We start from the raw sequence: 22,269 nt of genomic DNA, 5'->3' as shown, positions 1-22,269 counted from the left end.
TGGCAAAACGGCAGTATGCCATCATGGCCGCCTGCGCGGGAAGTGCGTTGTGGTTCAAGGCGCCGGCGGCGTGGCGCCGTCCTGCACGACGGTGATGGACAGGTCCGGCCCGGCGCCGGGCAGGCGCGCGCTTTCGACGGCGTGCGCGGCGTTCTGCTGCAGCTCAGGCCGCTCGACGCCCTGCTCGGCGATGGTGGCGGGAGCGGGGGCCTGCCGGGACATGATGGCGCGGCCGGCAACGGCCAATACCACCACCAGCAGCAGCGCGGGCATTACCCATGTCACCGGGCGCGCATACGCGGGGCGATGGGCCCGCTGCGCGGCGCCATCGACGATGATGCGGCCCAGCTCCGAGCCGCGCTGGCGAGTGCGCAGGCGCAGCGCCTCGAATTGGGGCGCGGACAAGATACCTTGCCGTAGCATGTCGCGCAGGGCGGCGACCGGCGAGGCGAGCAGGCGGTCCGCCGGCAAGCGGGCGTGCGCGGCGTCGCGCTGCCACTGGTCGATCAGGTCTTCGTCGTACAGGGTGTCGATGGCCTGGCGGTTGACTTGCCGCAGCGCGTCGGCGGCCAGTTGCTGGCGTTCGAGTAGGGCCGCGCCGCCATGCTGGCGCGGCAGGTCGCGCACCCGCTGCAAAAAGTCGTCCTGTGGCAGCAGGTCCGTGAGCAGCAGCCATGCCAGGGTGTCGACAAGCCCCGCGCCAGCGGCCAGTTCCGGCACGTCGATGCCTTCTTCCTCGTTATGCTTGCGCTGCAGTTCGATGATCTCCAGTTCGGCGATGGCGTCGTCGAGTTCATCGTCCGTGATCAGACCGAGCTGGCGTACCTGGGCGAGTGAGGGATGAATGTGGCTGGGGTTGGGCATGGGCGGCAGTTTTGTCTGAAAGGCAAAATCTTAGCGCAAAGCCCGTTTTCCCGGCGCGCCAATTAAAACGGGGCCGGGGCGGATGACTTCCGCGCCGGCCCCGCCGTTTGCCGCTAAAGGGCTGATCAGTGTTTCAAACCGCGCCAGCCGATGTCGCGGCGGTATTGCGCGCCGTCGAAATGGATTTTTTCCACGGTTTCATACGCCTGCTTCTGCGCCATCTTGATGCTGTCGCCCAGGCCGACCACGCACAGCACGCGCCCGCCATTGGTGACCAGGCGTTCGCCGTCGATGCGGGTGCCCGCATGGAAGGTGACGGAGTCCGGCGTTTCGGCCGGGATGTCGCCGATCGCCGTACCCTTGACAGGATCGTCCGGGTAGCCGGCGGCGGCCATGACGACGCCGACGGCCGTGCGGCGGTCCCATTCCAGTTCCACGGCGTCCAAGGTGCCGTTGACGGCGTGTTCCATGACGGTGACCAGATCGGTCTTCAGGCGCGCCATGATCGGCTGCGTTTCCGGGTCGCCCATACGGCAGTTGAATTCCAGCGTCTTCGGCGTGCCCTTGTCGTCGATCATCAGGCCCGCGTACAGGAAGCCCGTGAACGTGATGCCATCCTTGGCCATGCCCTGGATGGTCGGCACGATGATTTCGCGCATGACGCGCGCATGCATGGCCGGCGTAACGATCGGCGCTGGCGAATACGCGCCCATGCCGCCCGTGTTCGGGCCCTGGTCGTGGTCCTTCAGGCGCTTGTGGTCCTGGCTGGTGGCCAGCGGCAGGATGTTCTTGCCGTCGCACATGACGATGAAGCTCGCTTCTTCGCCTGCCAGGAATTCCTCGATGACGATGCGCGCGCCGGCGTCGCCGAACTGGTTATCGGACAGCATCATGTCGACCGCCTGGTGCGCTTCTTCCAGGGTCATGGCAACGACGACGCCCTTGCCGGCGGCCAGGCCGTCGGCCTTGATGACGATGGGCGCGCCCATGGCGTCGATGTAGGCATGCGCGGGAGCGACGTCGGAGAACGTCTGGTAGGCGGCCGTCGGGATGCCGTGGCGCTGCATGAAGGCCTTGGCGAAGTCTTTCGACGATTCCAGCTGCGCCGCTTCCTTGGTCGGGCCGAAGATTTTCAGGCCGCGCGAGCGGAACAGGTTGACGATGCCCGCTGCCAGCGGCACTTCCGGGCCGACGACCGTCAGGCCGATGTGTTCCTGCTGAACGAAGTCGGCCAGCAATTGCGGGTCGCTGATGTCGAGATTGACCAGGCGCGCATCGCGCGCGGTGCCGCCGTTGCCCGGCGCGACATACACCATCTGTATGCGTTCGGACTGGGCCAGTTTCCAGGCCAGGGCGTGTTCGCGGCCGCCAGAGCCGACTACCAGAATTTTCATAGGGACCGTTCGTTCAATGTGGGTTGCAGGGCGGCGGTGCCGCCCTTGAGTACAGAGTGATTAATTCTCTATTAACGCGTTGGTAAACACTTCCTGCACGTCGTCCAGCAGTTCCAGCGCATCGATCAGCTTTTGCATCTTGATGGCGTCGTCGCCCGAGTACACGGTTTCCGTCGCCGGTTTCATGATGACTTCGGCCACTTCGGCCTTGAAGCCGGCCGCTTCCAGCGCTTCCTTGACGGTGGCGAAATCGTGCACGGGGGTCACTACTTCGAAGCCGCCTTCTTCATCGGCGATGACGTCGTCGGCGCCCGCTTCCAGGGCCGCTTCCATCAGCTTGTCTTCGTCGGTGCCCGGCGCGAACAGCAGCTGGCCGCAGTGCTGGAACATGAAGGCGACGGAACCTTCGTTGCCCATGTTGCCGCCGTTCTTGTTGAAGGCATTGCGGACTTCGGCCACCGTGCGCACCTTGTTGTCGGTCATGCATTCGACGATGACGGCCGCGCCGCCCACGCCATAGCCTTCGTAGCGCACTTCTTCGTAGTTGGCGCCATCGACGCCGCCGCTGCCGCGGTTGATCGCGCGCTGGACGTTGTCTTTCGGCATATTGGCGTCAGCCGCCTTGTCGACCGCCAGGCGCAGGCGCGGATTGGTGATGGCGTCGGCGCCGCCCATGCGGGCCGCGACCGTGATTTCCTTGATCAGGCGCGTCCAGATTTTGCCGCGCTTGGCATCGGTGGCAGCCTTTTTATGCTTGATATTGGCCCATTTGCTATGTCCTGCCATGTCGAATCTTCCTTAGACGGGTGTTCAATTGTGGCCGACATTTTAGCATATCGGCCCCTTGGCAAGCGGCATGGCCCCGTCATCAGGATGACATAATCTGTTGCTAAAGTGACGCGCTTTCACCATATCGAGGGCGCGACATCATGGCAAGTCAAATGGACAGACGGCAATTTCTGAAATTGGGCGGCTTTATCACGGTCTCCGTGGCCACCGCCGGCCTGGCCGCCTGCGGCAGCACCGATTACAGCGATCCTGGCGTACCGCTCGCTTCGGGCGGCGACTGGAAATTCCCGCAAAGCGTCGCGTCGGGCGACCCGCGCGCCGACAGCGCCATGCTGTGGACACGCGTCGTGCCCGCCAGTTTCGACGCCGTCGCGCCCGCCGTTGCCGGCAAGTCCGACGTTGCCGTGCGCCTGATCGTCAGCGCCAGCGACAATACGGCCGCCCTGGGCAGCAATACGGCCCTGGCGGGCACGCCCATCGTCGACGCGAAATTGCCCCTGAAAGCCGATTTCGACAATACCTTGCGCCACAAGGTGACGGGCTTGCAGCCGGGCCAGGTGTATTTTTACCAGTTCATCGCCGGCGACGTGCGCTCGAACGTGGGCCGCTTCAAGACGGCGCCCGCCGCCACGGCCGACGTGCCGCAGCTGCAGTTCGCCTACCTGACGTGCCAGGACTGGAGCATCAACCACTGGGGCGCGCTGTCGCACATCGCCGCCAATGAAAGCCTCGATTTCATCGTCCACCTGGGCGACTACATCTATGAAACGGTGGGCGAAGCGTTCCAGAGCGGCGCCGTGGAAAGCCGCCACGACCAGCTGAAACTGCCCGACGGCACCTTCAAAAGCGGCGCGTCCGGCGCCAAATACGCGACCACGGTGGCCGATTACCGCTACCTGTACAAGAAATACCGCACCGATGTGCGCCTGCAAGCCGTGCACGAGCGCTTTGCCTTCATCGCCGTCTGGGACGACCATGAATTCACGGACGACGCCTGGCAGGACGCGTCCACCTACGAAGGCATCGTGGCCGCCGACGGCTCCGATCTGCATCAGCCTGCCCGCCGCCGCAGCGCCAACCAGGCGTGGTTCGAATACATGCCGGCCGACGTCACGTTCGATAGCGCCGCGACCACGTTCCAGAATATCCAGATCTACCGCGATTTCCAGTTCGGCAAACTGATGCAGCTGGTGATGACGGACGAGCGCCTGTACCGCGCCGACCATGCGATCGCCGAGTCGACCATCAACCCGGCCACGGGCAAGCCGCTGGGCAGCATCGGCAGCCGCTACCTGGTGCCGCAAGCGCTGTTCGACAGCGTGGAAGGGCAGAAAATGGCGGCCGCCACCAAGGCTGGCGCCGACCCGCTGGCCGCTGTCGGCATGCTGGGCAGCACGCAGCGCGACTGGTGGAAAAGCAAGATGAAGGCGGCGACCTCGACCTGGAAACTGTGGGGCAATGAAGTGTCCTTGCTGCGCATGGGCTTGAATGGCACGGATGCGATCGCCACCTTGCTGGCGTTGAGCGCCATGAGCAAGGTGGGCCAGGCCATCGCCAGCACCCTTCCTTTGGTGGGCGGCAGCGTGCCGCTGGCGTCCGCCATCGTGGCAGCTTCCACGGCGGGCGCGGCGCAAAACGTGGCGCAGGCGGCGGCCATGGCCATTGCCGGCGCGGCAGCGAACGCCAGCGCCCAGGGCGCCGCTGCCGTGGGCGCCGGCTTGAGCGCGGTTCAGGCCGGCATCACGGTGGCCGCCTACAACAGCGCTTCGCCGGCCGCCGCCGCGCAAGTGATCGCCTTTGGCTGGATCAAGCCCGACGTGCAGGCCAAGGGCGCCGGATCGAGCTTTGTCGCCGCATCGGGCCAGCAAGCGGCGCTGGCGCCGTTCTTCACGCGCTTCCTGCTCAATTGCGACCAGTGGGATGGCTACAACAGCGAGCGCAAGAACCTGATGTCGCACCTGAAAACCAATGCCATCGGCAACGTGGTGGCGCTGACCGGCGATATCCACTCGTTTTTTGCGGGCACCGTCAGCGACGATTTCGACGCGGCAGGCGGCGGCACGCCCGTCATGGTGGACCTGGTGTCGGCCGGCGTCAGCTCGGACTCCTTCTTCAGCTACCTGAAGTCGGCCGCCGGCAGCATGGGCGATATCGGCACCCTCGTCAGCTACCCGCTGGCCATTCCCGTTACGGGCCTGGGCACGGTCAATCTCGACGTCAACCTGCTCGACTACACCATGGGCAAGGCAGCGCCCACCGTCGACAGCCTGCTCGAGCAATTGCGCGTGCAGTTGCGCGGCGCCCTGGCCGCCAAGGGCGTTCCGGAAGCGCAACTGGACGCGACGGTCGCTGCCGTGCAGGCTGGCTTGAAAGCGAGCACTGACTTCAGCACGACCCTGCTGGGCCTGGCGCAGCAATTGTCCGGCCTGGGCAACAACCCGTGGATCAAGCATCTGAACACGGATGCGCAAGGCTACACGGTGGTGACTTTGACACCAGGCAAGCTGGTGGCGCAGTTCAAGCAGGTGAATAAACTGATCGGCACGGCGGCGCCGGCGAACGTGATTGCACGGGTGACGACGGCGACCGTGACGGCGGGTGCGGCGGCGGTGGTGGTGGCGTAAAGGCGGGCAATGGTGGTGTTGTCGGGTTACGCCCTTTGGGCTAACCCGACCTACGCTTGAGCTGCGCGCTATTTGGGGGTCAGACCCGCCGGGTCTGACCCCAGCACTCAGCTTCCTTTCGCTTTTGCCATTACAATCTGGACATGAGCTCCAGTTCCCCGCAAGCAACCCCTGCATCGCTTCCCCGTTCCGTCTACCTCGGTGGCCTGGCCATCGCCGTGGGCGGGGCGGTGCTGTTTTCCACCAAGGCCATCGTCGCCAAGCTGCTGTACCGCTACCAGATCGACGCCGTCACCCTGATCGCCTTCAGGATGATCTTTTCGCTGCCCGTGTTCGCCGTCATCGCCTGGTGGAAGATGCGCACGGAGCCGCCGTTATCAAACAGCGACCGCCTGCGCCTCGTCGGGCTGGGCCTCGTCGGCTATTACCTGTCCAGCTATCTGGATTTCCTGGGCCTGCAATACATTTCCGTGGGACTCGAACGATTGATCCTGTTCCTCACGCCCACGTTCGTGCTCCTGATTACCACCGTGTACTTCAAGCAGAGCATCAGCCGCTTGCAGTGGCTGGCCTTGCTGACCTCGTACTGCGGCATCGTGCTGGTGTTCGTGCACGACTTGCAGGGCGGCGCCAGCAATGTGGCGCTGGGGTCGACCCTGGTGCTGGGCTCGGCCTGCTCGTATGCCGTGTATCTGCTGGGCTCTGGTGAATTGGTGAAACGCATCGGCTCGATGCGGCTGGTTTCCTACGCGATGTGCGTGGCCAGTTTTGCCTGCATCGCCCAATTCTTCATCCTGCGCCCCGTCGAGCTGCTGATCCAGCCCATGCCCGTGTATGGCTTGTCCTTGCTCAATGGTATCTTTTGCACGGTGATGCCCGTCTTCATGACGATGATCGCCGTCGAGCGCATCGGCGCGCCCGTCGCTTCGCAGGCGGGCATGATCGGCCCCGTGTCGACCCTGTTCTTGGGCGCCATGATCCTCGATGAACCGATCACCAACTGGCAATTGGCGGGCACCAGCCTGGTATTGGCCGGTATTTACTTGCTGTCGAAAAAGAAATAATTCCTCCACCCACTGAAAAGTCCTCACCATGAAAACACGCATCGCCCTGATTGCCCACGACAAGAAAAAAGATGACATGATTACCCTGGCGGGCGAATACCTGGATTTTTTGAAGGGCTGCGAACTGTCGGCCACGGGCACCACGGGCGGGCGCCTGATCAACGAGCTGGGGCTGGCAGTCGAGCGCAAGCATTCGGGCCCGTTCGGCGGCGACTTGCAGATCGGTTCCCTGCTGGTGGAAGGCTTGATCGATTGCGTGATCTTCCTGCGCGACCCGATGACGCCGCAGCCGCACGAGCCGGACATCAACGCCCTGGTGCGCGCCTGCGACGTGCACAACGTGGCGTGCGCGACAAATCTGTCGTCGGCGCACCTGGTGCTGTCGCAACTGCAGGCGCGGGCCAACGCGGCCGCCTGATTCACCCAGACAAGGAGATGAGCATGAGTGCAACGATTACCACCAAAGCTATCCGCGTACAGCGCACGGGCGGCCCGGAAGTGATGGAATATGTGGACGTGGAACTGCCGCCGCCCGGTCCCGGCGAGGCGCGCGTCAGGCACGAGGCCATCGGCCTCAATTTCATCGACGTGTATTTCCGTACGGGCTTGTACCCGCAGCCGCTGCCCAATGGCCTCGGCGTCGAGGGCGCGGGCATCGTCGAGGCGGTGGGCGAGGGTGTCACGGAAGTGAAGGTCGGCGACCGGGTGGCGTATGCGGCGCGCATCAATGGCGCGTATGCGCAGCAGCGCAACCTGCCGGCGGCCCTGCTGCTGGTGCTGCCCGAGCGCATCGCTTTCGACACGGCCGCCGCCATGATGCTGCAAGGCTTGACGGTGCAATACCTGTTCCACCGCACGGTGGCCCTGAAGGCGGGCGACACCATCCTGTTCCACGCGGCTGCGGGCGGCGTGGGCCTGATCGCCTGCCAGTGGGCGAAGGTACTGGGCGTGAACCTGATCGGCACGGCCGGCTCCGATGAAAAGGTGGCGCTGGCCAAGGCGCACGGTGCGGCCCACGTCATCAACTACAACACGGAAAACTTCGTCGAGCGCGTGCGCGAGATCACGGGCGGCAAGGGCGTCTCGGTGGTTTACGATTCCATCGGCAAGGATACGTTTACGGGCTCGCTCGACTGCCTGGCGCCGCTGGGAATGATGGTCAGCTTCGGCAACGCGTCCGGTCCCGTGCCCGCGTTTACCCTCGGCGAATTGGCCTCGCGCGGCTCGCTGTTCCTCACGCGCCCGGCTCTGTTCAGCTACGCGTCGAACCGCACGAACCTGGAAGAGATGGCGACCTCGCTGTTCGGGGTCGTCAGTAGCGGTGAAGTGCAGATCGAGATCAACCAGCGCTACAGCCTGGACAATATCGCCCAGGCGCACACGGACCTGGAAGCGCGCAAGACGACGGGCTCGACCATCATCGTGCCATGAGCGGCGGCAGTGACGGCACGCCGAAATTCGGCCGCCTGCTGATCGTGCTGTTATTGGCCGTCGCCCTGATCGGCGCGCTGACCTTTGCGGCCGAGGCGTATTATTCTTAGGTGAAAAAAAACCGGCTGGCGCATTGCTGCACCAGCCGGTTTTTGTATTGCCGCGTCATTATTCTATCTTGACTTCGACTTTCCTGGGTACGCCGCTTTGGCCGGGGAAGTCGGCAAAGGCGCTTGCCACCATGGCCGGCATCACTTGCGACGTGGCGCGCTTGTTGCTTGTCGATTGCACGGTCACGTCGTACAGTTTCTTGCCGTTGCGGTCATTGATCGTGATGCGCAATTCGCGTTCGTATTTATGGCGCACGCTTTCTTCGAGGTCCAGCGGACCATACCAGTAGGGGTTGTAGCCGAAGCGGCCATAGCCTGGCCAGGCGCCGTAACGGTAGCCGTAGCGGCCAGGCCAGTAGCCTGGACCATACCAGAATGGATCGGTGGCTTGCAGCACGCGCTCAGGATAGTCGACGGTCGAGAAATTCATCGCTACGCGCAAATTGGCTGCCGCAGGGCCGGAAGCTTCGCCAAAGCCGTGCTTGGCAAGTTCCGCGCGCACCAGGTTCTGGTAGCTGCGGTATTCCAGCGTATCGTTTTCCGCCGCTGGCGCTTCAAACGCATACGACTTGTCCTGTAATTGCGCAGGCCACTCATGGAAGACGGTGACATCGCTGCGTATGGTGGTGGCGCATCCGGTCAGCAACACGGTCAATGCGGCCATCATGATGGTGAGATAACGTTTCATTGCATGACCTCCTGATTAGTAGACACAATTCATCGCTTAGTATTATAAGAATAGTTCTATTTGTTTCTATTCATTATTACAGAATGTTACGGAGCATGTCGGCGTGTAAGGGAATCCAACATTCCTGAGCTGAATCGCGACTATCGGGGGCTGGTGTTGGTAAAATAGGCTTTTGCCTCCGCTCCCACCCAAATCCCTATGCGCACAGACAGCCCTCAGACGATTTACCGCAAAGATTACACGCCGCCCAGCTTCCTGGTCGACAGCGTCGAACTTGGTTTCGATCTTGATCCCGCCCGCACAGTGGTGGCGAGCCGGATCCATCTGCGCCACAACCCGGCCAGCGCCAGCCGCAGCATTGAATTGCACGGCGAACATATCGAACTGGTGATGGTACGCCTGAATGGCAAGGTGCTGAAGCCGTCGCAGTACAAGCTGACGGCCGGCATGCTGACCATCCCCAAGGCGCCGGACGAGGTGCTGCTCGATATCGAGACCGTGCTGGCGCCGCAGGACAACACGTCGCTGTCGGGCCTGTACGTATCGAACCATAATTTCTTCACGCAGTGCGAAGCGGAAGGCTTCCGCCGCATCACCTTCTTCCCGGACCGTCCGGACGTGATGGCCAAGTACACGGTCATGCTGCGCGCCGACAAGGAACAATATCCGGTGCTGCTATCGAATGGCAACCTGATCGAAGAGGGCGACCTGGGCGACGGCCGCCATTACGCCAAGTGGGAAGATCCGTTCAAGAAACCGTCCTACCTGTTCGCGCTGGTCGCCGCGCGCCTGGTGTGCCAGGAAGAGCGCTACACCTTGAAGTCGGGCCGCGAAGTGCTGCTGCAAGTGTGGGTGGAAGACGGCAACCTCGATAAGACCGACTACGCCATGCAGTCGCTGAAAAACTCGATCCGCTGGGACGAGGAGCGCTTCGGCCTGGAGCTGGACCTGGACCGCTTCATGATCGTCGCCGTGGGCGACTTCAACATGGGCGCCATGGAAAACAAGGGCCTGAATATTTTCAATACCAAGTACGTGCTGGCCAATTCGCGCGTTGCCACCGACGTCGATTACGCGGGCATCGAAGCGGTGGTGGGCCACGAATACTTCCACAACTGGACCGGCAACCGCGTGACGTGCCGCGACTGGTTCCAGCTGTCGCTGAAGGAAGGCTTGACGGTATTCCGCGACCAGGAATTCTCGGCCGACATGATCGGCACGGACACGGGCCGCGCCGTCACGCGCATCGACCAGGTGCGCACCTTGCGCCAGGCGCAGTTCCCCGAAGACGCGGGTCCGATGGCCCATCCCGTGCGTCCCGACTCCTTTGTCGAGATCAATAACTTTTATACGGTCACCATCTACGAGAAGGGCGCCGAAGTGGTGCGCATGTACCAGACCCTCGTGAGCCGCGACGGTTTCCGCAAGGGCATGGACCTGTATTTTGAGCGCCACGATGGCCAGGCCGTCCAGTGCGACGATTTCCGTGCCGCCATGGCCGATGCGAATGGCCGCGACTTCACGCAATTCGAGCGCTGGTACAGCCAGGCCGGCACGCCGATAGTAAAAGCCTCCACGCGCTATGACACGGCCAGCCGGACGTTCGAGCTGACCCTGGCGCAAAGCTGTCCCGCCACGCCGGGCCAGGCGAAGAAACTGCCGTTCCACATTCCCGTCACCGTCGGCTTGCTGGCTGCCGATGGCCGCGACCTGCCGCTGCACGTCGATGGCGTGGCAGCTGATGGCGCCACCAGCGTCGTGCTGGAATTGACGCAGGCGTCGCAGACTTTCCGCTTCACGAACGTGGCGGAAGCGCCCGTGCCGTCGCTGCTGCGCGATTTTTCCGCACCCGTGGTGCTCGAATACGGCTATACCGATGCCGAGTTGCTGCACCTGTTCCGCCACGACAGCGATCCCGTCAACCGATGGGAAGCGGGCCAGCGCCTGGCCATGGAGCGGCTGCTGAAACTGACGGGCGCCGTCGCCGCCGGCGAGACCCTGGCGCTGGACGACACCTTCATTGCAGCGCAGCGCGCCTTGCTGGCCGACGACACGCTCGATCCCGCCTTCCGCGAGCTGGCCCTGATCCTGCCGTCGGAAACCATCATCGCCGAGCGCATGGCGCAAGTCGACCCGCAAGCGATCCACGCGGCGCGCCAGTTCATGCGCCGCACGATTGCTGCGGCCCTGAAGCCTGAATGGCTGGCGCAGTACCACGCCAACCAGACGCCGGGCGAGTACAGCCCCGACGCCCTGTCGGCCGGCAAGCGCGCGCTGAAAAACCTGGCCCTGTCGTATCTGCTGATCGCGCCCGAAGCGGCGGAGCTGGACCTGGCGCGGCTGCAGTTCGACAATGCCGGCAACATGACGGACCGGGCAGCAGCGCTGGCGGCGCTGATTCATTCCGGCTCGCAGCCGCATGCGCAGGCGGCTTTGACCAGCTTCTATAGCGATTTCGAGAACGAAGCGCTGGTGGTCGACAAGTGGTTCGCCATGCAGGCGGCCGCGCCCACGACCGATGTGCAAGCCGTGCGCCAGCTGATGACGCATCCGGCCTTCACCTTGAAAAATCCGAACCGCGCGCGCAGCCTGATCTTCAATTTCACCAACGGCAATCCATCGCAGTTCCATGCACAGGATGGCAGCGGCTACGCCTTCTGGGCGGAACAGGTCATCGCGCTCGACGCCCTGAACCCGCAAGTGGCCGCGCGCCTGGCGCGCTCGATGGACCGCTGGCGCCGTTACGTGCCGGCGCTGCAAGGCTCCATGCGCGACGCGCTGGAAAAAGTCGCCGGCCAGGCCAGTTTGTCGAATGACGTGATGGAAGTGGTCAGCAAGGCATTGGCCAATTGATTGCACGTCGGATTACGCCCTGCGGGCTAATCCGACCTACGCGCATGCATGGGCATTCATCATTTTGTAGGTCGGCTTAGCGCCAGGGGCGCGTAAGCCGACAGGCACCGAACGAGACGTATTTAAAACTAACGAAGGGGTTTCATGAAACGCATCAGTCTTACGCAATACCTGGTTGAAGAGCAGCGCTCGAACAACAGCATTCCGGCCGAACTGCGCCTGCTGATCGAAGTCGTCGCGCGCGCCTGCAAGACCATCAGCCACGCCGTCGGCAAGGGTGCGCTGGGCGAAGTGCTGGGCACGGCCGACACGGAAAACGTGCAGGGCGAAGTACAGAAAAAACTCGACATCATCTCCAACGAGATCCTGCTCGAAGCGAACGAATGGGGCGGCCACCTGGCGGCCATGGCGTCAGAAGAGATGGAATCGATCCACCCGATCCCGAACCGCTATCCGAAGGGCGAATACATGCTGCTGTTCGATCCACTCGATGGTTCGTCGAACATCGACGTCAACGTCTCGATCGGCACCATCTTCTCCGTGCTGAAAGCGCCGGACGGCATGGGTCAGCCGACCGAGCAGGACTTCATGCAGGCAGGCAGCAAGCAAGTGGCGGCCGGCTACGCCGTGTACGGCCCGCAAACCATGCTGGTGCTGACCTTCGGCAATGGCGTGAACTGCTTCACCCTGGACCGCGAAATGGGTTCGTGGGTCCTCACGCAAAGCAATATGCAGATTCCGCCGACGACGAAGGAATTCGCCATCAACATGTCGAACGCGCGCCACTGGCATCCGCCCGTGAAGCGCTATGTCGACGAACTGCTGGCCGGCGACACTGGCCCGCGCGGCACCAATTTCAACATGCGCTGGATCGCCTCGATGGTGGCTGACGTGCACCGCATCCTGAACCGCGGCGGCATCTTCATGTACCCGGCCGACCTGCGTGACACGTCGATGCCGGGCAAGCTGCGCCTGATGTACGAAGCGAACCCGATGGCCTTCATCGTCGAGCAAGCGGGCGGCGCGGCCACCGACGGCCAGCAGCGCATCATGGACATCGCCCCGCACAAGCTGCACCAGCGCGTGCCCGTCTTCCTCGGTTCGAAAGACGAAGTGGCCCGCGTCACGGCCTACCACGCTGAGTAAAAAAACCGCACTTTTCCACGATTTTTAGCGGCGCGCAGCCAGGCCGCTAAAAAAATGCAAAAAAGTTCGCGTTGACACTAGCAAATTTTGTGCATTGTTTGTAGAATGTGGGTCTTCGCCGTTGTAGCTCAGTTGGTAGAGCAGCACATTCGTAATGTGAAGGTCGCCAGTTCGATTCCGGCCAACGGCACCAAGTTTCATCAGAAAACCCGCTTACTTGCAAAAGTCAGCGGGTTTTTTGTTATTTGTCGCTTTCCTGTTTCAGATCCACTGGTCGTTCTCCACCGTGCGTTCGCCCGCGCCGCCGTCGCCCGTGTTGACCACGCCGCGCGGTTCGATCAGCAGCAGCCTCGTTTCGGCAAGGGCGCACGGCTTGTGTTCGACACCCTTGGGCACCACGGCCAGCTGGCCGGCAGTCAGCACGATGGCGTGTCCTTCCGCATAGCCAGGGCCGCGCACGGCGATGCGCAATTCGCCGTCCAGCACGATGAAGGTTTCATCCGTGTCGGCGTGCCGGTGCCACTGGAATTCGCCCAGTACCTTGACGACCTTGAATTGGTAGTCGTTCATTTCGGCGATGACGCGCGGTTGCCAGTGCCCGTCGATCAGGTCGATCTTGCCTGCCAGGTCGATGGATTGGCCCTGGCCGCGCGTGGTGGTGGTAATGGTAGTGTCTGGCATGCTGTGCTCCGTTCAAGTGGCGATGCAGCCAGAATACGCAGGTGCTTGCCGGCCGTATTGAACGATCGTGGGTGTTTTCAGCGTGTGCTGGCGCCGCCAGCATAGCGCAGCCAGCGGCCGGGGGTGATTCCATGGGTTTTCAGGAAATGCCGCGTCATGTGGCTCTGGTCGGCAAAGCCTGCCGCCATGGCGGCCGAGGCGAGCGTGGCGCCACCCAAGAGCAGGCACCGCACCATCTCCAGACGCCGCATCGTCAGATAGCGGTATGGGCTGGTGCCATAAAACACGCGAAAGTCGTGCGACAGGCTCCAGCGGTCGCGTCCCGTTGCCGCTTCCAGTTCCTCCAGGGTGACGGCGCGCGTGCAGTGCGCCTGCAAGTAGTCGCGCGCGCGCCGCGCCGCCAGGAAGTCGCCTTTTGGACGCTGCGCCGGCGTGCCGGCCGCCGCCGCCAGCGCATGCGCCAGTTCGGCCAGCGCCTCGCTCTGCTCCAGCGCTTCGAGCGGATGGCCGTCGTGCGGCAGCAAGGCGCAGGTGGCTGTCGCCAGGCGGGGATCGGTCGACACGCCACCTTCGATGAAGGGCAGCGCGCGGCCGCCCAGCACGTCCTGGAACAACGCCGGTTCGATATACAGCATGCGGTAACGGAAGCCGGCGTCGGTACCCGCCTGGCCATCGTGCGCCTCGTCGGGATGCAGGATCATGGTATTGCCGGGCAGGCTGTCGCGCTGGCCGCGGCGGTAGCTGAAACGCTGCACGCCGGCCAGCGTGCGGCCGATGGCGTAGGTATCGTGGCGGTGCATGGCATAGGCCTTGCCCTGGAACCACGCCTCGATGCGTTCGATTCCCTGTACCGGTTCGGCGCACTTGACCCAGTCGCCAAGCGCCGGCGCTGATGCTCGCTTCATGGTGTCTGTTCGCAGATGCCTGCCCTGGTTGCGGAACGAAGACTGTACGCGCCGCGCGCAGGGCTGTCCATGAAAACCGTGCCTCAGAAGTTGTGCTTGATGCCCAGCGCCACGCCCGACAGGGTGGCGCCTGCAGCACCTGTTTCGCGTCCGAGGCTGTTGATGGCAAAGCCGGCGATGCCGTTGCGGCCGTTGGCCAGCCGCGTGTAGTAGGCAAACAGGCTGCTGCGTTTCGACAGCTGGTAGTCGTAGCCGATGGTGGCGTGGGTGGCGCCCGTGCCGGCTCCCGCGCGCACGGTGCCGATGGTTTCCAGCGCGCTGCCGGTGGCGCTTTGCGCGTGGGCCAGGCCGACACGCAAGCCATGGCGGCCGAACTGGCGCGTGGCGGAGGCATACACCGTGCGCCGGCGCAGCTCTCCCGTCGCTGTGGCATAGCGCAGGCTTTCCAAGGCTAACGCCAGTTGCGTGGCGCTGTCGATCCGCCACGCGATGGCCAGCTTGCTGCCACGGTCGCTCAAGCCCCGTCCCTGGTAGTCGTGGTGCTCTTCATGCGCCAGGCTGGCGTACAGGTCGCCACTGTCGTAGAGCAGGGCGGCCGACGTCAGTGACGGATGCGCACCGTTGGCCGGCCGTTCTTCCGCCATGCCGCGCGCCACGCGCAGCGACCAGCCCTGCCACTGCGGCGTCCAGTAATGGACGCTGTTCTGCTGGCGCCGGTCGAACGAATATGCGTTGCTGGTATTGTTTTCGGTGGCGCCCGCGCCATTGCCCATCAAGCTCATGTAGCCCGCCGTGGTGGGGTAGAACGGGTCGAGCGCCGAGGTGGCGCTGTTGTAGGGCAGGGTCCAGTTACCGGCAAACAGCGTGCCCCACGGGCCGGCAATGCCGACGCGCGTGTCGCGCGCGGCAATGGAACCCGCGCCCGTGTCAGGCGACAGGGTGCCCTCGACCTGGAACAGCGCCTGCCAGCCGCCGCCCAGGTCTTCGCTGCCGCGAACACCGAGTACCGAGCGGTTGTTGGACAGGCGCTGCACGCTGTCGCCGCTACCGGACGAGCGCAGCGCTTCGAGCGCCACGTTCAGGCGGCCGTACAGCTGCACATTTTCCTGTGCCGTAGCGGGCAGGGCCGCCGCCAGTGCCAAGGCACCGGCGGCGCATGAAAACACGCGCGCCATACGCACCTCAGAACGCAAAGCAGCTGCACCCCAGCGCGCCCCAGAAGCCGGAGTGGCTGGACACGGGTACGGAACTCTTGCGCGCCACGTCGTGGGCGTGGGCATGCACGCCGCAGGCGCCCTGGCACTGGTGCTGCTGTATGACGCTGGTTTTTTGCGGCGGCGCGGAGCGGTAGTGGCCGGCCACGTTTTTCACGGGCGACCAATCGGGCAGCACGGGAATGGCAGGCGGCGCCAGCTTGGTAAATTCCGCCTGGCCGTAGACGATCTTGCCGCCGACGATGGTGAGCACGGACTCAATCGACTTGATCGCCTCTTCATCGATGCTGAAGAAATCCGCGCTCAGCACGGCCAGGTCGGCCAGCATGCCTTCCTGGATGCGGCCCTTCTTGCCTTGCTCGCTGGAGAACCAGGCGCTGCCCGCCGTCCACAGTTCCAGCGCCGTGTCGCGCGACAAACGGCTGCCCGCGTCGTACAGGCGCAAGCCGCCCACCGTGCGGCCCGACACCAGCCAGTACAGCGCCGTCCACGGGTTGTAGCTGGCGACCCGGGTGGCGTCCGTGCCGCCGCCCACGGGCACGCCAGAGGCAAGCATGCGGGCGATGGGCGGCGTGGCCTTGGCCGCTTCCGCGCCGTAGCGGTCGACAAAATATTCGCCCTGGAAGGCCATGCGGTGCTGAATGGCGATGCCGCCGCCCAGCGCCTTGACCCGGTCGATGTTTTTCGGCGTGATGGTTTCGCAGTGGTCGAACATCCAGTGCAGGCCATCGAACGGGATATCGCGGTTGACCTTTTCAAACACCGTCAGCATGCGCTCGATTGATTCATCGTAGGTGGCGTGCAGGCGGAAGGGCCAGCGTTTCGACACCAGGTGGCGCACGACCTTTTCCAGTTCGTCGTCCATGCCGGGCGCCAGGTCCGGGCGCGGCTCTAGGAAATCCTCGAAGTCTGCGGCGGAAAACACGAGCATTTCGCCGGCGCCGTTATGACGGTAGTAATCGTCGCCCTGGCCCGGCGTGACCATCTCCGTCCACTTCTGGAAGTCTTGCAGTTCCGCGCCCTTGTTTTGCGTGAACAGGTTGTAGGCGATGCGTATCGTCAGCTGCTCTTTTTGCGCCAGTTCCTCGACCACCGCGTAGTCTTCCGGATAATTCTGGAAGCCGCCGCCCGCGTCGATGGCGCTGGTCAGGCCCAGGCGGTTCAGTTCGCGCATGAACTGGCGCGTGGAATTGACTTGCAATTCGCGCGGCAGGGTTGGACCCTTGGCCAGGGTCGCATATAAAATCATGGCGTTCGGACGCGCGATCAGCATGCCCGTGGGGTTGCCGGCCGCGTCGCGCACGATTTCGCCGCCGGGCGGGTTCGGCGTATTTTTATCGTAGCCGACCACGCGCAGGGCGGCGCGGTTGAGCAGGGCGCGGTCGTACAGGTGCAGGATGAAGACGGGGGTGTCCGGTGCGGCCGCGTTGATCTCGTCCAGAGTCGGCATGCGCTTTTCTGCGAACTGGAATTCGTTCCAGCCGCCGACGACGCGCACCCACTGCGGGTTCGGCGTGCGCAAGGCTTGCTCTTTCAGCATGCGCAGGGCGTCGGCCAGCGACGGCACGCCTTCCCAGCGCAATTCCAGGTTGTAGTTCAAGCCGCCGCGGATCAGGTGCAGGTGCGAGTCGTTCAGGCCGGGAATCACGGTGCGGCCACCGAGGTCGATCACGCGGCTGTCGGGCGCGCGGTGGCGCATGACGTCGTCTGCGTCGCCCACGGCGAGGAATTTGCCGTCGGCGATGGCCACCGCGCTCGCTTGCGGGCAGCTTTTGTCGACGGTATGGAAGCAGCCATTGAGCAGTATCAAGGGTGCGGCGGCGGGGAGGGTGTGTTCTGGCATGGTGCAGCTCCATGGTTGCGGTGCGGGGGAGGGCCGGCGTGCGCGGCGCGAAAGTCACGTCGGCCAGTGTAGCTGGCATTCCGCGCTTGAACACGGGCCAAAAGATCAGGTGAAGCGGGCCGCACTGGCCGAATGGCGGGGGCGCAGGCCGGCCGCATGGCTTACCATGCAGGCAGTGGCGCCGGGGCGCTTCCCTGGCGCGTTTTTTGTTTTTTAGTGCATTGCACGGTATCGGGAGTCATTCGATGGATCAGCCACCACACAGCCGCTTGTTCGGCACCAGCCTGGGATTTTTAGCCGGGTATGTCGATACCCTGGGTTTTATTGCCCTGTTTGGCCTGTTTACGGCCCATGTCACGGGCAACTTCGTGCTGATCGGCGCCGCCCTGGCGGACGCATCGCGCGCCTCCATCCTGCTGAAGTTTCTCGCTTTTCCCGCCTTTATCGCCGGCGTGGCCGTCACGCGCCTGATGGTGCTGGCCGTCGAGCGCCGCGCCGGCCCGTCGCTGACGCTGGCCATGCTGCTGCAGTGGGCCTTGCTGGCCGGCTTCATGGTGTTTGGCATCCTGGCCGAACCGATCGGCAAGGACGTCAGTTCCATGGCCATGGCGGCGGGCTTGCTGGGCACGGCCGCCATGGGCGTGCACAGCGCCACCAGCCGGCTGCTGCTGGCGCACCTGGCGCCCACTTCCATGATGACGGGGAACGTGACGCAGATCGTCATCGACACCGTCGACGTGCTGCGCGGCGCGGCCGATGCCGCCACCCATGCGCGCTGCGGCAAGTTCTTCTGGCCGCTGGCAGCCTTCGCCCTGGGCGCCATCGCGGCCGCCTTTGCCTACCTGGCTTTCGGCTTCGTGGCGCTGGCCGTGCCCTTGCTGCTGCTCGCCGGCCTGATCATCGTGCAGCACCGCAGCGGCCACGCGGCCGTGCCTGCCGCCTGACCGGCCGTGCGCCTGCCCGTCCTGGCCGCGCTGTGCTGGCTGCCCTTGCTGCTGCTGTTCAGCCCTCCCGGGCTGGCCATCGACGCGGCGCGCGGCATCCACCAGCTGCAGCACACCAGCTGGACGTCCAGGGATGGCGCACCGGACGATATCAGCGTCATCGCCCAAGGGGGCGACGGCTTCCTGTGGCTGGGCACCCATTCGGGCCTCGTGCGTTTTGACGGCCTGCGTTTCGCGCCCTTGCGCGCGCGCCAGGGCGCGTTTCCCGATACGGTGACCCTGGCCCTCAAGCGCGCGGCCGATGGCGGCATGTGGGTGGGCTGGCAAGTGGGTGGTATCAGCCATGTCAAGGATGGCTTGGTGCGCAATTACGGCGAGGCGCAGGGCGTGCGGCCCGGTTCCATCTGGGGTTTTGCCATCGACGGCACGGGTGCCGTGTGGGCCGCCGGCGTGGCCGGGGTGTCGCGCTTCGACGGCCGGCGCTGGCAGGCGATGGGGCCGGCGCAGGGCTACACGGCGCAAAAGGCCTCGGCGGTGTTCGCGGACCGCGACGGCAGGCTGGGCGTGTTCAGCGAACAGGGCCTGTTTATCTGGCAGCCGGGCCAGGCGCGCTTCGCGCCGCCCGTGGGCCGCCTCGACTTGCGCGCGCCGCCGCAGCAGGGACCGGACGGCCGCCTGTATCTGCTGGAGCTGCGCGGCATCCGCATCATCGACTCGCTCGAGCGCTACGACCAGCTCGACCATCGCTGGATCTACCGCGATACGAGCGGCACCAGCGGCAGCATGCTGGTCGACCGCCAAGGCACCTTGTGGTTCGACAGCCAGTTCGGCCTGCACCGCACGCGCAGCGCCGGCGCGCTGGAGCCGCAACAGCTGGGCATCAGCGGCGACACGGAATCGTTCCTGCCCCGCGACGGCTTGAGCAATGTGCTGATCGGTTCCCTGTGCGACGACAATGAAGGCAATGTCTGGGTTGCCACGTATGCTGGCCTGGACCGCTTCCGCCAGGCCGCGCCCGTGATCCTCAGCGCGCGCGCGGGACCCGAGGCGCCCGAAGCCTTCCGCGCGCAGCAGCTGTCGCCCGGCACGGGAGGGCGCATGTGGCTGTCGAAGGAGGGCGATACGCCGCTGATGCTGGCGGCGCCCGACGGCAAGGTGCTGCGCGCGCCCGCGCTGGGACCGATCACGGCCATCATGGCGGCGCCGGGCGGCATCCGCGTGGGCACCCGCGCCGGCCTGCTGCGGCTCGCTGGCGACGATGGCCGCGTGCTCGACACGATTGCCTATCCGCCGGAAGCGGCCGCCTTGAAACGGGTGCGCATGGCCGTGAACGCGCCCGACGGCAGCCTGTGGGCGATTTTCAGCGGCGCCGGCGTATTCCAGTACGCGGACGGTGCATGGCGGCGCGAACCAGCCTTGCCCGAGGGCGGGCGCAAGGTGCCGCTGGCGCTGCTGGCCGATGCGGCCGGCCGCCTGTGGCTGTCCTATCCGGACGGCAGCGTGGCCGTGCTTGAGGACGGGCGGCTGGCCAGCTATGGTCCCGCACAGGGCCTGGACCTGGGCAAGGTGCCCGCGCTGCTGGAGACCGGCGGCCAGCTGCTGGCGGGCGGCCAGCATGGCCTGGCGCTGTGGCGCGATGGGCGCTTCGTGCCGCTGCGCGCTGCGGCGCCCGGCGTTTTCGATGGCGTGGTTGGGATGCTGCGCGCGCGCGACGGCAGCCTGTGGCTCAATACGGGCAATGGCGCCGTGCGCGTGGCCGCGGCCGAAGTAGCCCAGGCCCTGCGCGATCCGTCGCATCCCATGCAGGCGCAGTTGTACGATGGCGCCGATGGCTTGAACGGCAAAATGAGTTTGCTGCATAACGACTCGATTGCCGAAGCGGATGATGGCAGGATCTGGTTTTCGCGCCAGAGCGCGACCTTCTGGATCGACCCGCGCCAGCCGGCGCCGCCACTGCCGGCGCCGCGGGCCGAGATCGGCGCATTGATGGTCGATGGCGAGAACGTTGCCGCCGCCGATTATGAGCGCCTGCCGGCCGGCACGCGCGACGTGCAGTTCGCCTACAACGCCAGCAGCCTGGGCGCGCCGTCGCGCCTGCGCTTCCGCTACCGGCTGGAAGGCTACGACAGGGACTGGCAGCATGCGGACGAGCGGCGCCAGGCGCAATACACGGGCCTGGGGCCGGGTGCCTACCGCTTCCAGGTGATGGCCATCAATGGTGACGGCGTGGCCAGCGCGGTGGCGCAATTGCCGTTCCGCGTGCTGCCCGTCTTCTACCAGACCTGGTGGTTCCGCAGCCTGTGCGCGGCGGCGCTGCTGGCGGCCGCGTATGGCGTTTGCCGCTGGCGGCTGGGCCAGCATGCCGCGCGCCTGCAGGCGCGGATGGAGGCGCAGCAGGCCGAGCGCGAACGCATCGCGCGCGAACTGCACGATACCCTGCTGCAGGGCACGCAGGCGATGATCCTGCACTTTCACAATGCCAGCATGGCCATCGCCGAGGATGATCCCGCGCGCGCCGCCATGCTGCGCGCGCTCGACGACGCCGACCGCATGCTGGGCGAGGGGCGCGACCACGTGCACGACTTGCGCGCCGGCGACGATGCCGGCGCCCGCTGGAGCGCCATCCTGCAGCGCGAAGGCGAACGGCTGGCGGCGCAGCACGGCATCGTCTTCCGCTATGCGGAGGAAGGCGAGCCGCGCATGCTGCATGCGCGCGCCGCGCATGAAATCTACCGCATCGCCAGCGAAGCGCTGCGCAATGCCTTCCAGCATGCGCGCGCGCAGGTGGTCGAGGTGGCGGTGCGCTATGCGTGCGGCGGCATTGAACTGCTCGTGCGCGATGATGGCCAGGGCTTGCCGCCCGTGGTGGCGGCCAATGGACATATTCCCGGACACTGGGGCATGCCCGGCATGCGCGAGCGCGCCGCCAGGCTCGGCGCGCGCCTGTCCGTGGGCGGGCGCGACGGAGGCGGCACGCAGTGGCACCTGCGGGTGCCGGCGCGCCGCGCCTGGCCGGTGGCGCACGGCCCGCTGCGCCGCTGGTGGCAGCGCTGGCGCCGCTCAGGCGTCGAGGATGCCGCGCCGTAGCGCGATGGTGACGGCATGGGTGCGGTCCCTGGCGCCCAGCTTGGCCAGGATGGTGCTCATGTGCGCCTTGACGGTTTCTTCCTTGATCTGCAGCAGAGCGCCCGTTTCGCGGTTGGAATTGCCTTGCGCCACCTGTTTGAGTACGTCCAGTTCGCGGTTCGACAGCACGTCGCTGCAGGCATACAGCGCCAGCTCCGCCTCGATCTCGGGCGTGATGTGGCGCCGCCCCGCGTGCACGTTCTGTATCGCCGCCAGCAATTCGTGGCGCAGCGCGCTTTTCAGCACATAGCCGCAGGCGCCCGCGCGGATGGCGCGCAGCACTTGCGTGTCGCCCTTGTAGGTGGTCAGCACGATGATGCGCGCCTGCGGATGGCGCGTGCGGATGGCGCCGATCGCGTCGAGTCCGCTCATGACCGGCATCTGCAAATCCATCAGCGTGACATCGGGCCGCAGCGCGTCAAATTGCTGTGCCGCCTGCTGACCATCGGTCGCCTGGCCCACCAGCACCACGCCGGGAAAGGCGCGCAGCAGGGCCGCGATGCCGTCGAGCAGCAACTGGTGGTCGTCGGCGATGAGGACGCGTATCGGTGCCGTATCGCTGCGCATGATGTTGTCTGGCAAAGAAGAGTTAT

17 protein-coding genes and 1 tRNA gene are annotated in these 22,269 nt (G+C 65.0%); 9 read left to right on the top strand and 9 right to left on the bottom strand.

The window, feature by feature from the left end; all coding sequences use genetic code 11:
- Nucleotides 1–54: 54 nt before the first annotated feature.
- The 3 genes from OPV09_RS24785 to OPV09_RS24775 all read right to left on the bottom strand — a co-directional run bounded on the left by OPV09_RS24785 (nt 55) and on the right by OPV09_RS24775 (nt 3,044).
- Nucleotides 55–864 carry a hypothetical protein gene (locus OPV09_RS24785; RefSeq protein WP_338679624.1) on the bottom strand — a complete coding sequence of 270 codons (810 nt, stop codon included), beginning with the start codon at nt 862–864 and terminating at the stop codon, nt 55–57.
- A 125-nt stretch (nt 865–989) separates the two neighbouring features.
- On the bottom strand, nt 990–2,258 hold the full coding sequence (gene purD, locus OPV09_RS24780) for a phosphoribosylamine--glycine ligase (RefSeq protein WP_046686096.1): 1,269 nt from the start codon (nt 2,256–2,258) through the stop codon (nt 990–992).
- A gap of 60 nt (nt 2,259–2,318) precedes the next feature.
- Nucleotides 2,319–3,044 carry a YebC/PmpR family DNA-binding transcriptional regulator gene (locus OPV09_RS24775; RefSeq protein ID WP_034747129.1) on the bottom strand — a complete coding sequence of 242 codons (726 nt, stop codon included), beginning with the start codon at nt 3,042–3,044 and terminating at the stop codon, nt 2,319–2,321.
- Between the two features lie 155 nt (nt 3,045–3,199).
- Here OPV09_RS24775 and OPV09_RS24770 point away from each other — a divergent pair, with 155 nt between their 5' ends.
- The 4 genes from OPV09_RS24770 to OPV09_RS24755 all read left to right on the top strand — a co-directional run bounded on the left by OPV09_RS24770 (nt 3,200) and on the right by OPV09_RS24755 (nt 8,166).
- Nucleotides 3,200–5,671 carry an alkaline phosphatase D family protein gene (locus OPV09_RS24770; RefSeq protein ID WP_338679623.1) on the top strand — a complete coding sequence of 824 codons (2,472 nt, stop codon included), beginning with the start codon at nt 3,200–3,202 and terminating at the stop codon, nt 5,669–5,671.
- Between the two features lie 143 nt (nt 5,672–5,814).
- Nucleotides 5,815–6,735 (top strand): DMT family transporter, encoded by a 921-nt coding sequence (locus OPV09_RS24765; protein ID WP_128142048.1) that lies wholly within the window; start codon nt 5,815–5,817, stop codon nt 6,733–6,735.
- A gap of 28 nt (nt 6,736–6,763) precedes the next feature.
- A complete protein-coding gene (locus tag OPV09_RS24760; RefSeq protein WP_092608131.1) occupies nt 6,764–7,153 on the top strand; it encodes a methylglyoxal synthase in 390 nt (129 codons plus the stop codon).
- A 23-nt stretch (nt 7,154–7,176) separates the two neighbouring features.
- A complete protein-coding gene (locus tag OPV09_RS24755) occupies nt 7,177–8,166 on the top strand; it encodes a quinone oxidoreductase family protein (protein WP_034747141.1) in 990 nt (329 codons plus the stop codon).
- 168 nt (nt 8,167–8,334) lie between these two features.
- Here OPV09_RS24755 and OPV09_RS24750 read toward each other — a convergent pair whose 3' ends face one another.
- Complete coding sequence (locus tag OPV09_RS24750; protein ID WP_338679622.1) at nt 8,335–8,964, bottom strand: DUF4136 domain-containing protein; 630 nt, start codon at nt 8,962–8,964, stop codon at nt 8,335–8,337.
- A gap of 198 nt (nt 8,965–9,162) precedes the next feature.
- Between OPV09_RS24750 and pepN the strand changes: the two genes are divergently transcribed.
- From pepN to OPV09_RS24735, 3 genes are all read left to right on the top strand, one after another.
- Nucleotides 9,163–11,817 carry an aminopeptidase N gene (gene pepN / locus OPV09_RS24745; RefSeq protein ID WP_338679621.1) on the top strand — a complete coding sequence of 885 codons (2,655 nt, stop codon included), beginning with the start codon at nt 9,163–9,165 and terminating at the stop codon, nt 11,815–11,817.
- 144 nt (nt 11,818–11,961) lie between these two features.
- Nucleotides 11,962–12,963: a class 1 fructose-bisphosphatase gene (locus OPV09_RS24740; protein WP_034747152.1), complete on the top strand. Its 1,002-nt coding sequence runs from the start codon at nt 11,962–11,964 to the stop codon at nt 12,961–12,963.
- Between the two features lie 117 nt (nt 12,964–13,080).
- Nucleotides 13,081–13,156, top strand: a tRNA-Thr gene (locus OPV09_RS24735).
- A 68-nt stretch (nt 13,157–13,224) separates the two neighbouring features.
- Here the strand turns inward: OPV09_RS24735 and OPV09_RS24730 are convergent.
- From OPV09_RS24730 to OPV09_RS24715, 4 genes are all read right to left on the bottom strand, one after another.
- Nucleotides 13,225–13,644, bottom strand: coding sequence for a cupin domain-containing protein (locus OPV09_RS24730; protein ID WP_219327798.1), 420 nt, complete (start codon nt 13,642–13,644; stop codon nt 13,225–13,227).
- A gap of 77 nt (nt 13,645–13,721) precedes the next feature.
- On the bottom strand, nt 13,722–14,549 hold the full coding sequence (locus OPV09_RS24725) for an AraC family transcriptional regulator (protein WP_219327797.1): 828 nt from the start codon (nt 14,547–14,549) through the stop codon (nt 13,722–13,724).
- An 83-nt stretch (nt 14,550–14,632) separates the two neighbouring features.
- Nucleotides 14,633–15,724, bottom strand: coding sequence for a porin (locus tag OPV09_RS24720; RefSeq protein ID WP_219327796.1), 1,092 nt, complete (start codon nt 15,722–15,724; stop codon nt 14,633–14,635).
- Between the two features lie 7 nt (nt 15,725–15,731).
- Complete coding sequence (locus tag OPV09_RS24715) at nt 15,732–17,606, bottom strand: amidohydrolase (RefSeq protein WP_338679620.1); 1,875 nt, start codon at nt 17,604–17,606, stop codon at nt 15,732–15,734.
- 245 nt (nt 17,607–17,851) lie between these two features.
- Between OPV09_RS24715 and OPV09_RS24710 the strand changes: the two genes are divergently transcribed.
- Nucleotides 17,852–18,550 (top strand): YoaK family protein, encoded by a 699-nt coding sequence (locus tag OPV09_RS24710; protein WP_070301353.1) that lies wholly within the window; start codon nt 17,852–17,854, stop codon nt 18,548–18,550.
- 6 nt (nt 18,551–18,556) lie between these two features.
- Complete coding sequence (locus tag OPV09_RS24705; protein ID WP_338679619.1) at nt 18,557–21,637, top strand: sensor histidine kinase; 3,081 nt, start codon at nt 18,557–18,559, stop codon at nt 21,635–21,637.
- On the opposite strand, the gene OPV09_RS24700 is transcribed toward OPV09_RS24705, so the two are convergent.
- Entirely contained in the window at nt 21,611–22,243 is a 633-nt protein-coding gene (locus tag OPV09_RS24700; protein ID WP_338679618.1) for a response regulator transcription factor, read from the bottom strand. The two genes, OPV09_RS24705 and OPV09_RS24700, sit on opposite strands and share 27 nt — an antisense overlap.
- Nucleotides 22,244–22,269 lie beyond the last annotated feature (26 nt).

The organism is Janthinobacterium sp. TB1-E2 (assembly GCF_036885605.1).
Classification (GTDB): domain Bacteria; phylum Pseudomonadota; class Gammaproteobacteria; order Burkholderiales; family Burkholderiaceae_D; genus Janthinobacterium; species Janthinobacterium aestuarii.
Note: the sequence above shows the minus strand (reverse complement) of the source record. Positions and strands in the feature narration are given on the sequence as shown.

Excerpts from the sequence above, each read along its gene's own strand:
- OPV09_RS24775 (WP_034747129.1), bottom strand. The coding sequence starts at position 3,044 with ATGGCAGGACATAGCAAATGGGCCAATATCAAGCATAAAAAGGCTGCC.
- OPV09_RS24710 (WP_070301353.1), top strand. The coding sequence starts at position 17,852 with ATGGATCAGCCACCACACAGCCGCTTGTTCGGCACCAGCCTGGGATTT.
- OPV09_RS24750 (WP_338679622.1), bottom strand. The coding sequence starts at position 8,964 with ATGAAACGTTATCTCACCATCATGATGGCCGCATTGACCGTGTTGCTG.
- OPV09_RS24765 (WP_128142048.1), top strand. The coding sequence starts at position 5,815 with ATGAGCTCCAGTTCCCCGCAAGCAACCCCTGCATCGCTTCCCCGTTCC.
- OPV09_RS24715 (WP_338679620.1), bottom strand. The coding sequence starts at position 17,606 with ATGCCAGAACACACCCTCCCCGCCGCCGCACCCTTGATACTGCTCAAT.
- OPV09_RS24785 (WP_338679624.1), bottom strand. The coding sequence starts at position 864 with ATGCCCAACCCCAGCCACATTCATCCCTCACTCGCCCAGGTACGCCAG.
- OPV09_RS24700 (WP_338679618.1), bottom strand. The coding sequence starts at position 22,243 with ATGCGCAGCGATACGGCACCGATACGCGTCCTCATCGCCGACGACCAC.
- OPV09_RS24740 (WP_034747152.1), top strand. The coding sequence starts at position 11,962 with ATGAAACGCATCAGTCTTACGCAATACCTGGTTGAAGAGCAGCGCTCG.
- purD (WP_046686096.1), bottom strand. The coding sequence starts at position 2,258 with ATGAAAATTCTGGTAGTCGGCTCTGGCGGCCGCGAACACGCCCTGGCC.
- OPV09_RS24730 (WP_219327798.1), bottom strand. The coding sequence starts at position 13,644 with ATGCCAGACACTACCATTACCACCACCACGCGCGGCCAGGGCCAATCC.
- OPV09_RS24720 (WP_219327796.1), bottom strand. The coding sequence starts at position 15,724 with ATGGCGCGCGTGTTTTCATGCGCCGCCGGTGCCTTGGCACTGGCGGCG.
- OPV09_RS24770 (WP_338679623.1), top strand. The coding sequence starts at position 3,200 with ATGGACAGACGGCAATTTCTGAAATTGGGCGGCTTTATCACGGTCTCC.
- pepN (WP_338679621.1), top strand. The coding sequence starts at position 9,163 with ATGCGCACAGACAGCCCTCAGACGATTTACCGCAAAGATTACACGCCG.
- OPV09_RS24725 (WP_219327797.1), bottom strand. The coding sequence starts at position 14,549 with ATGAAGCGAGCATCAGCGCCGGCGCTTGGCGACTGGGTCAAGTGCGCC.
- OPV09_RS24760 (WP_092608131.1), top strand. The coding sequence starts at position 6,764 with ATGAAAACACGCATCGCCCTGATTGCCCACGACAAGAAAAAAGATGAC.
- OPV09_RS24755 (WP_034747141.1), top strand. The coding sequence starts at position 7,177 with ATGAGTGCAACGATTACCACCAAAGCTATCCGCGTACAGCGCACGGGC.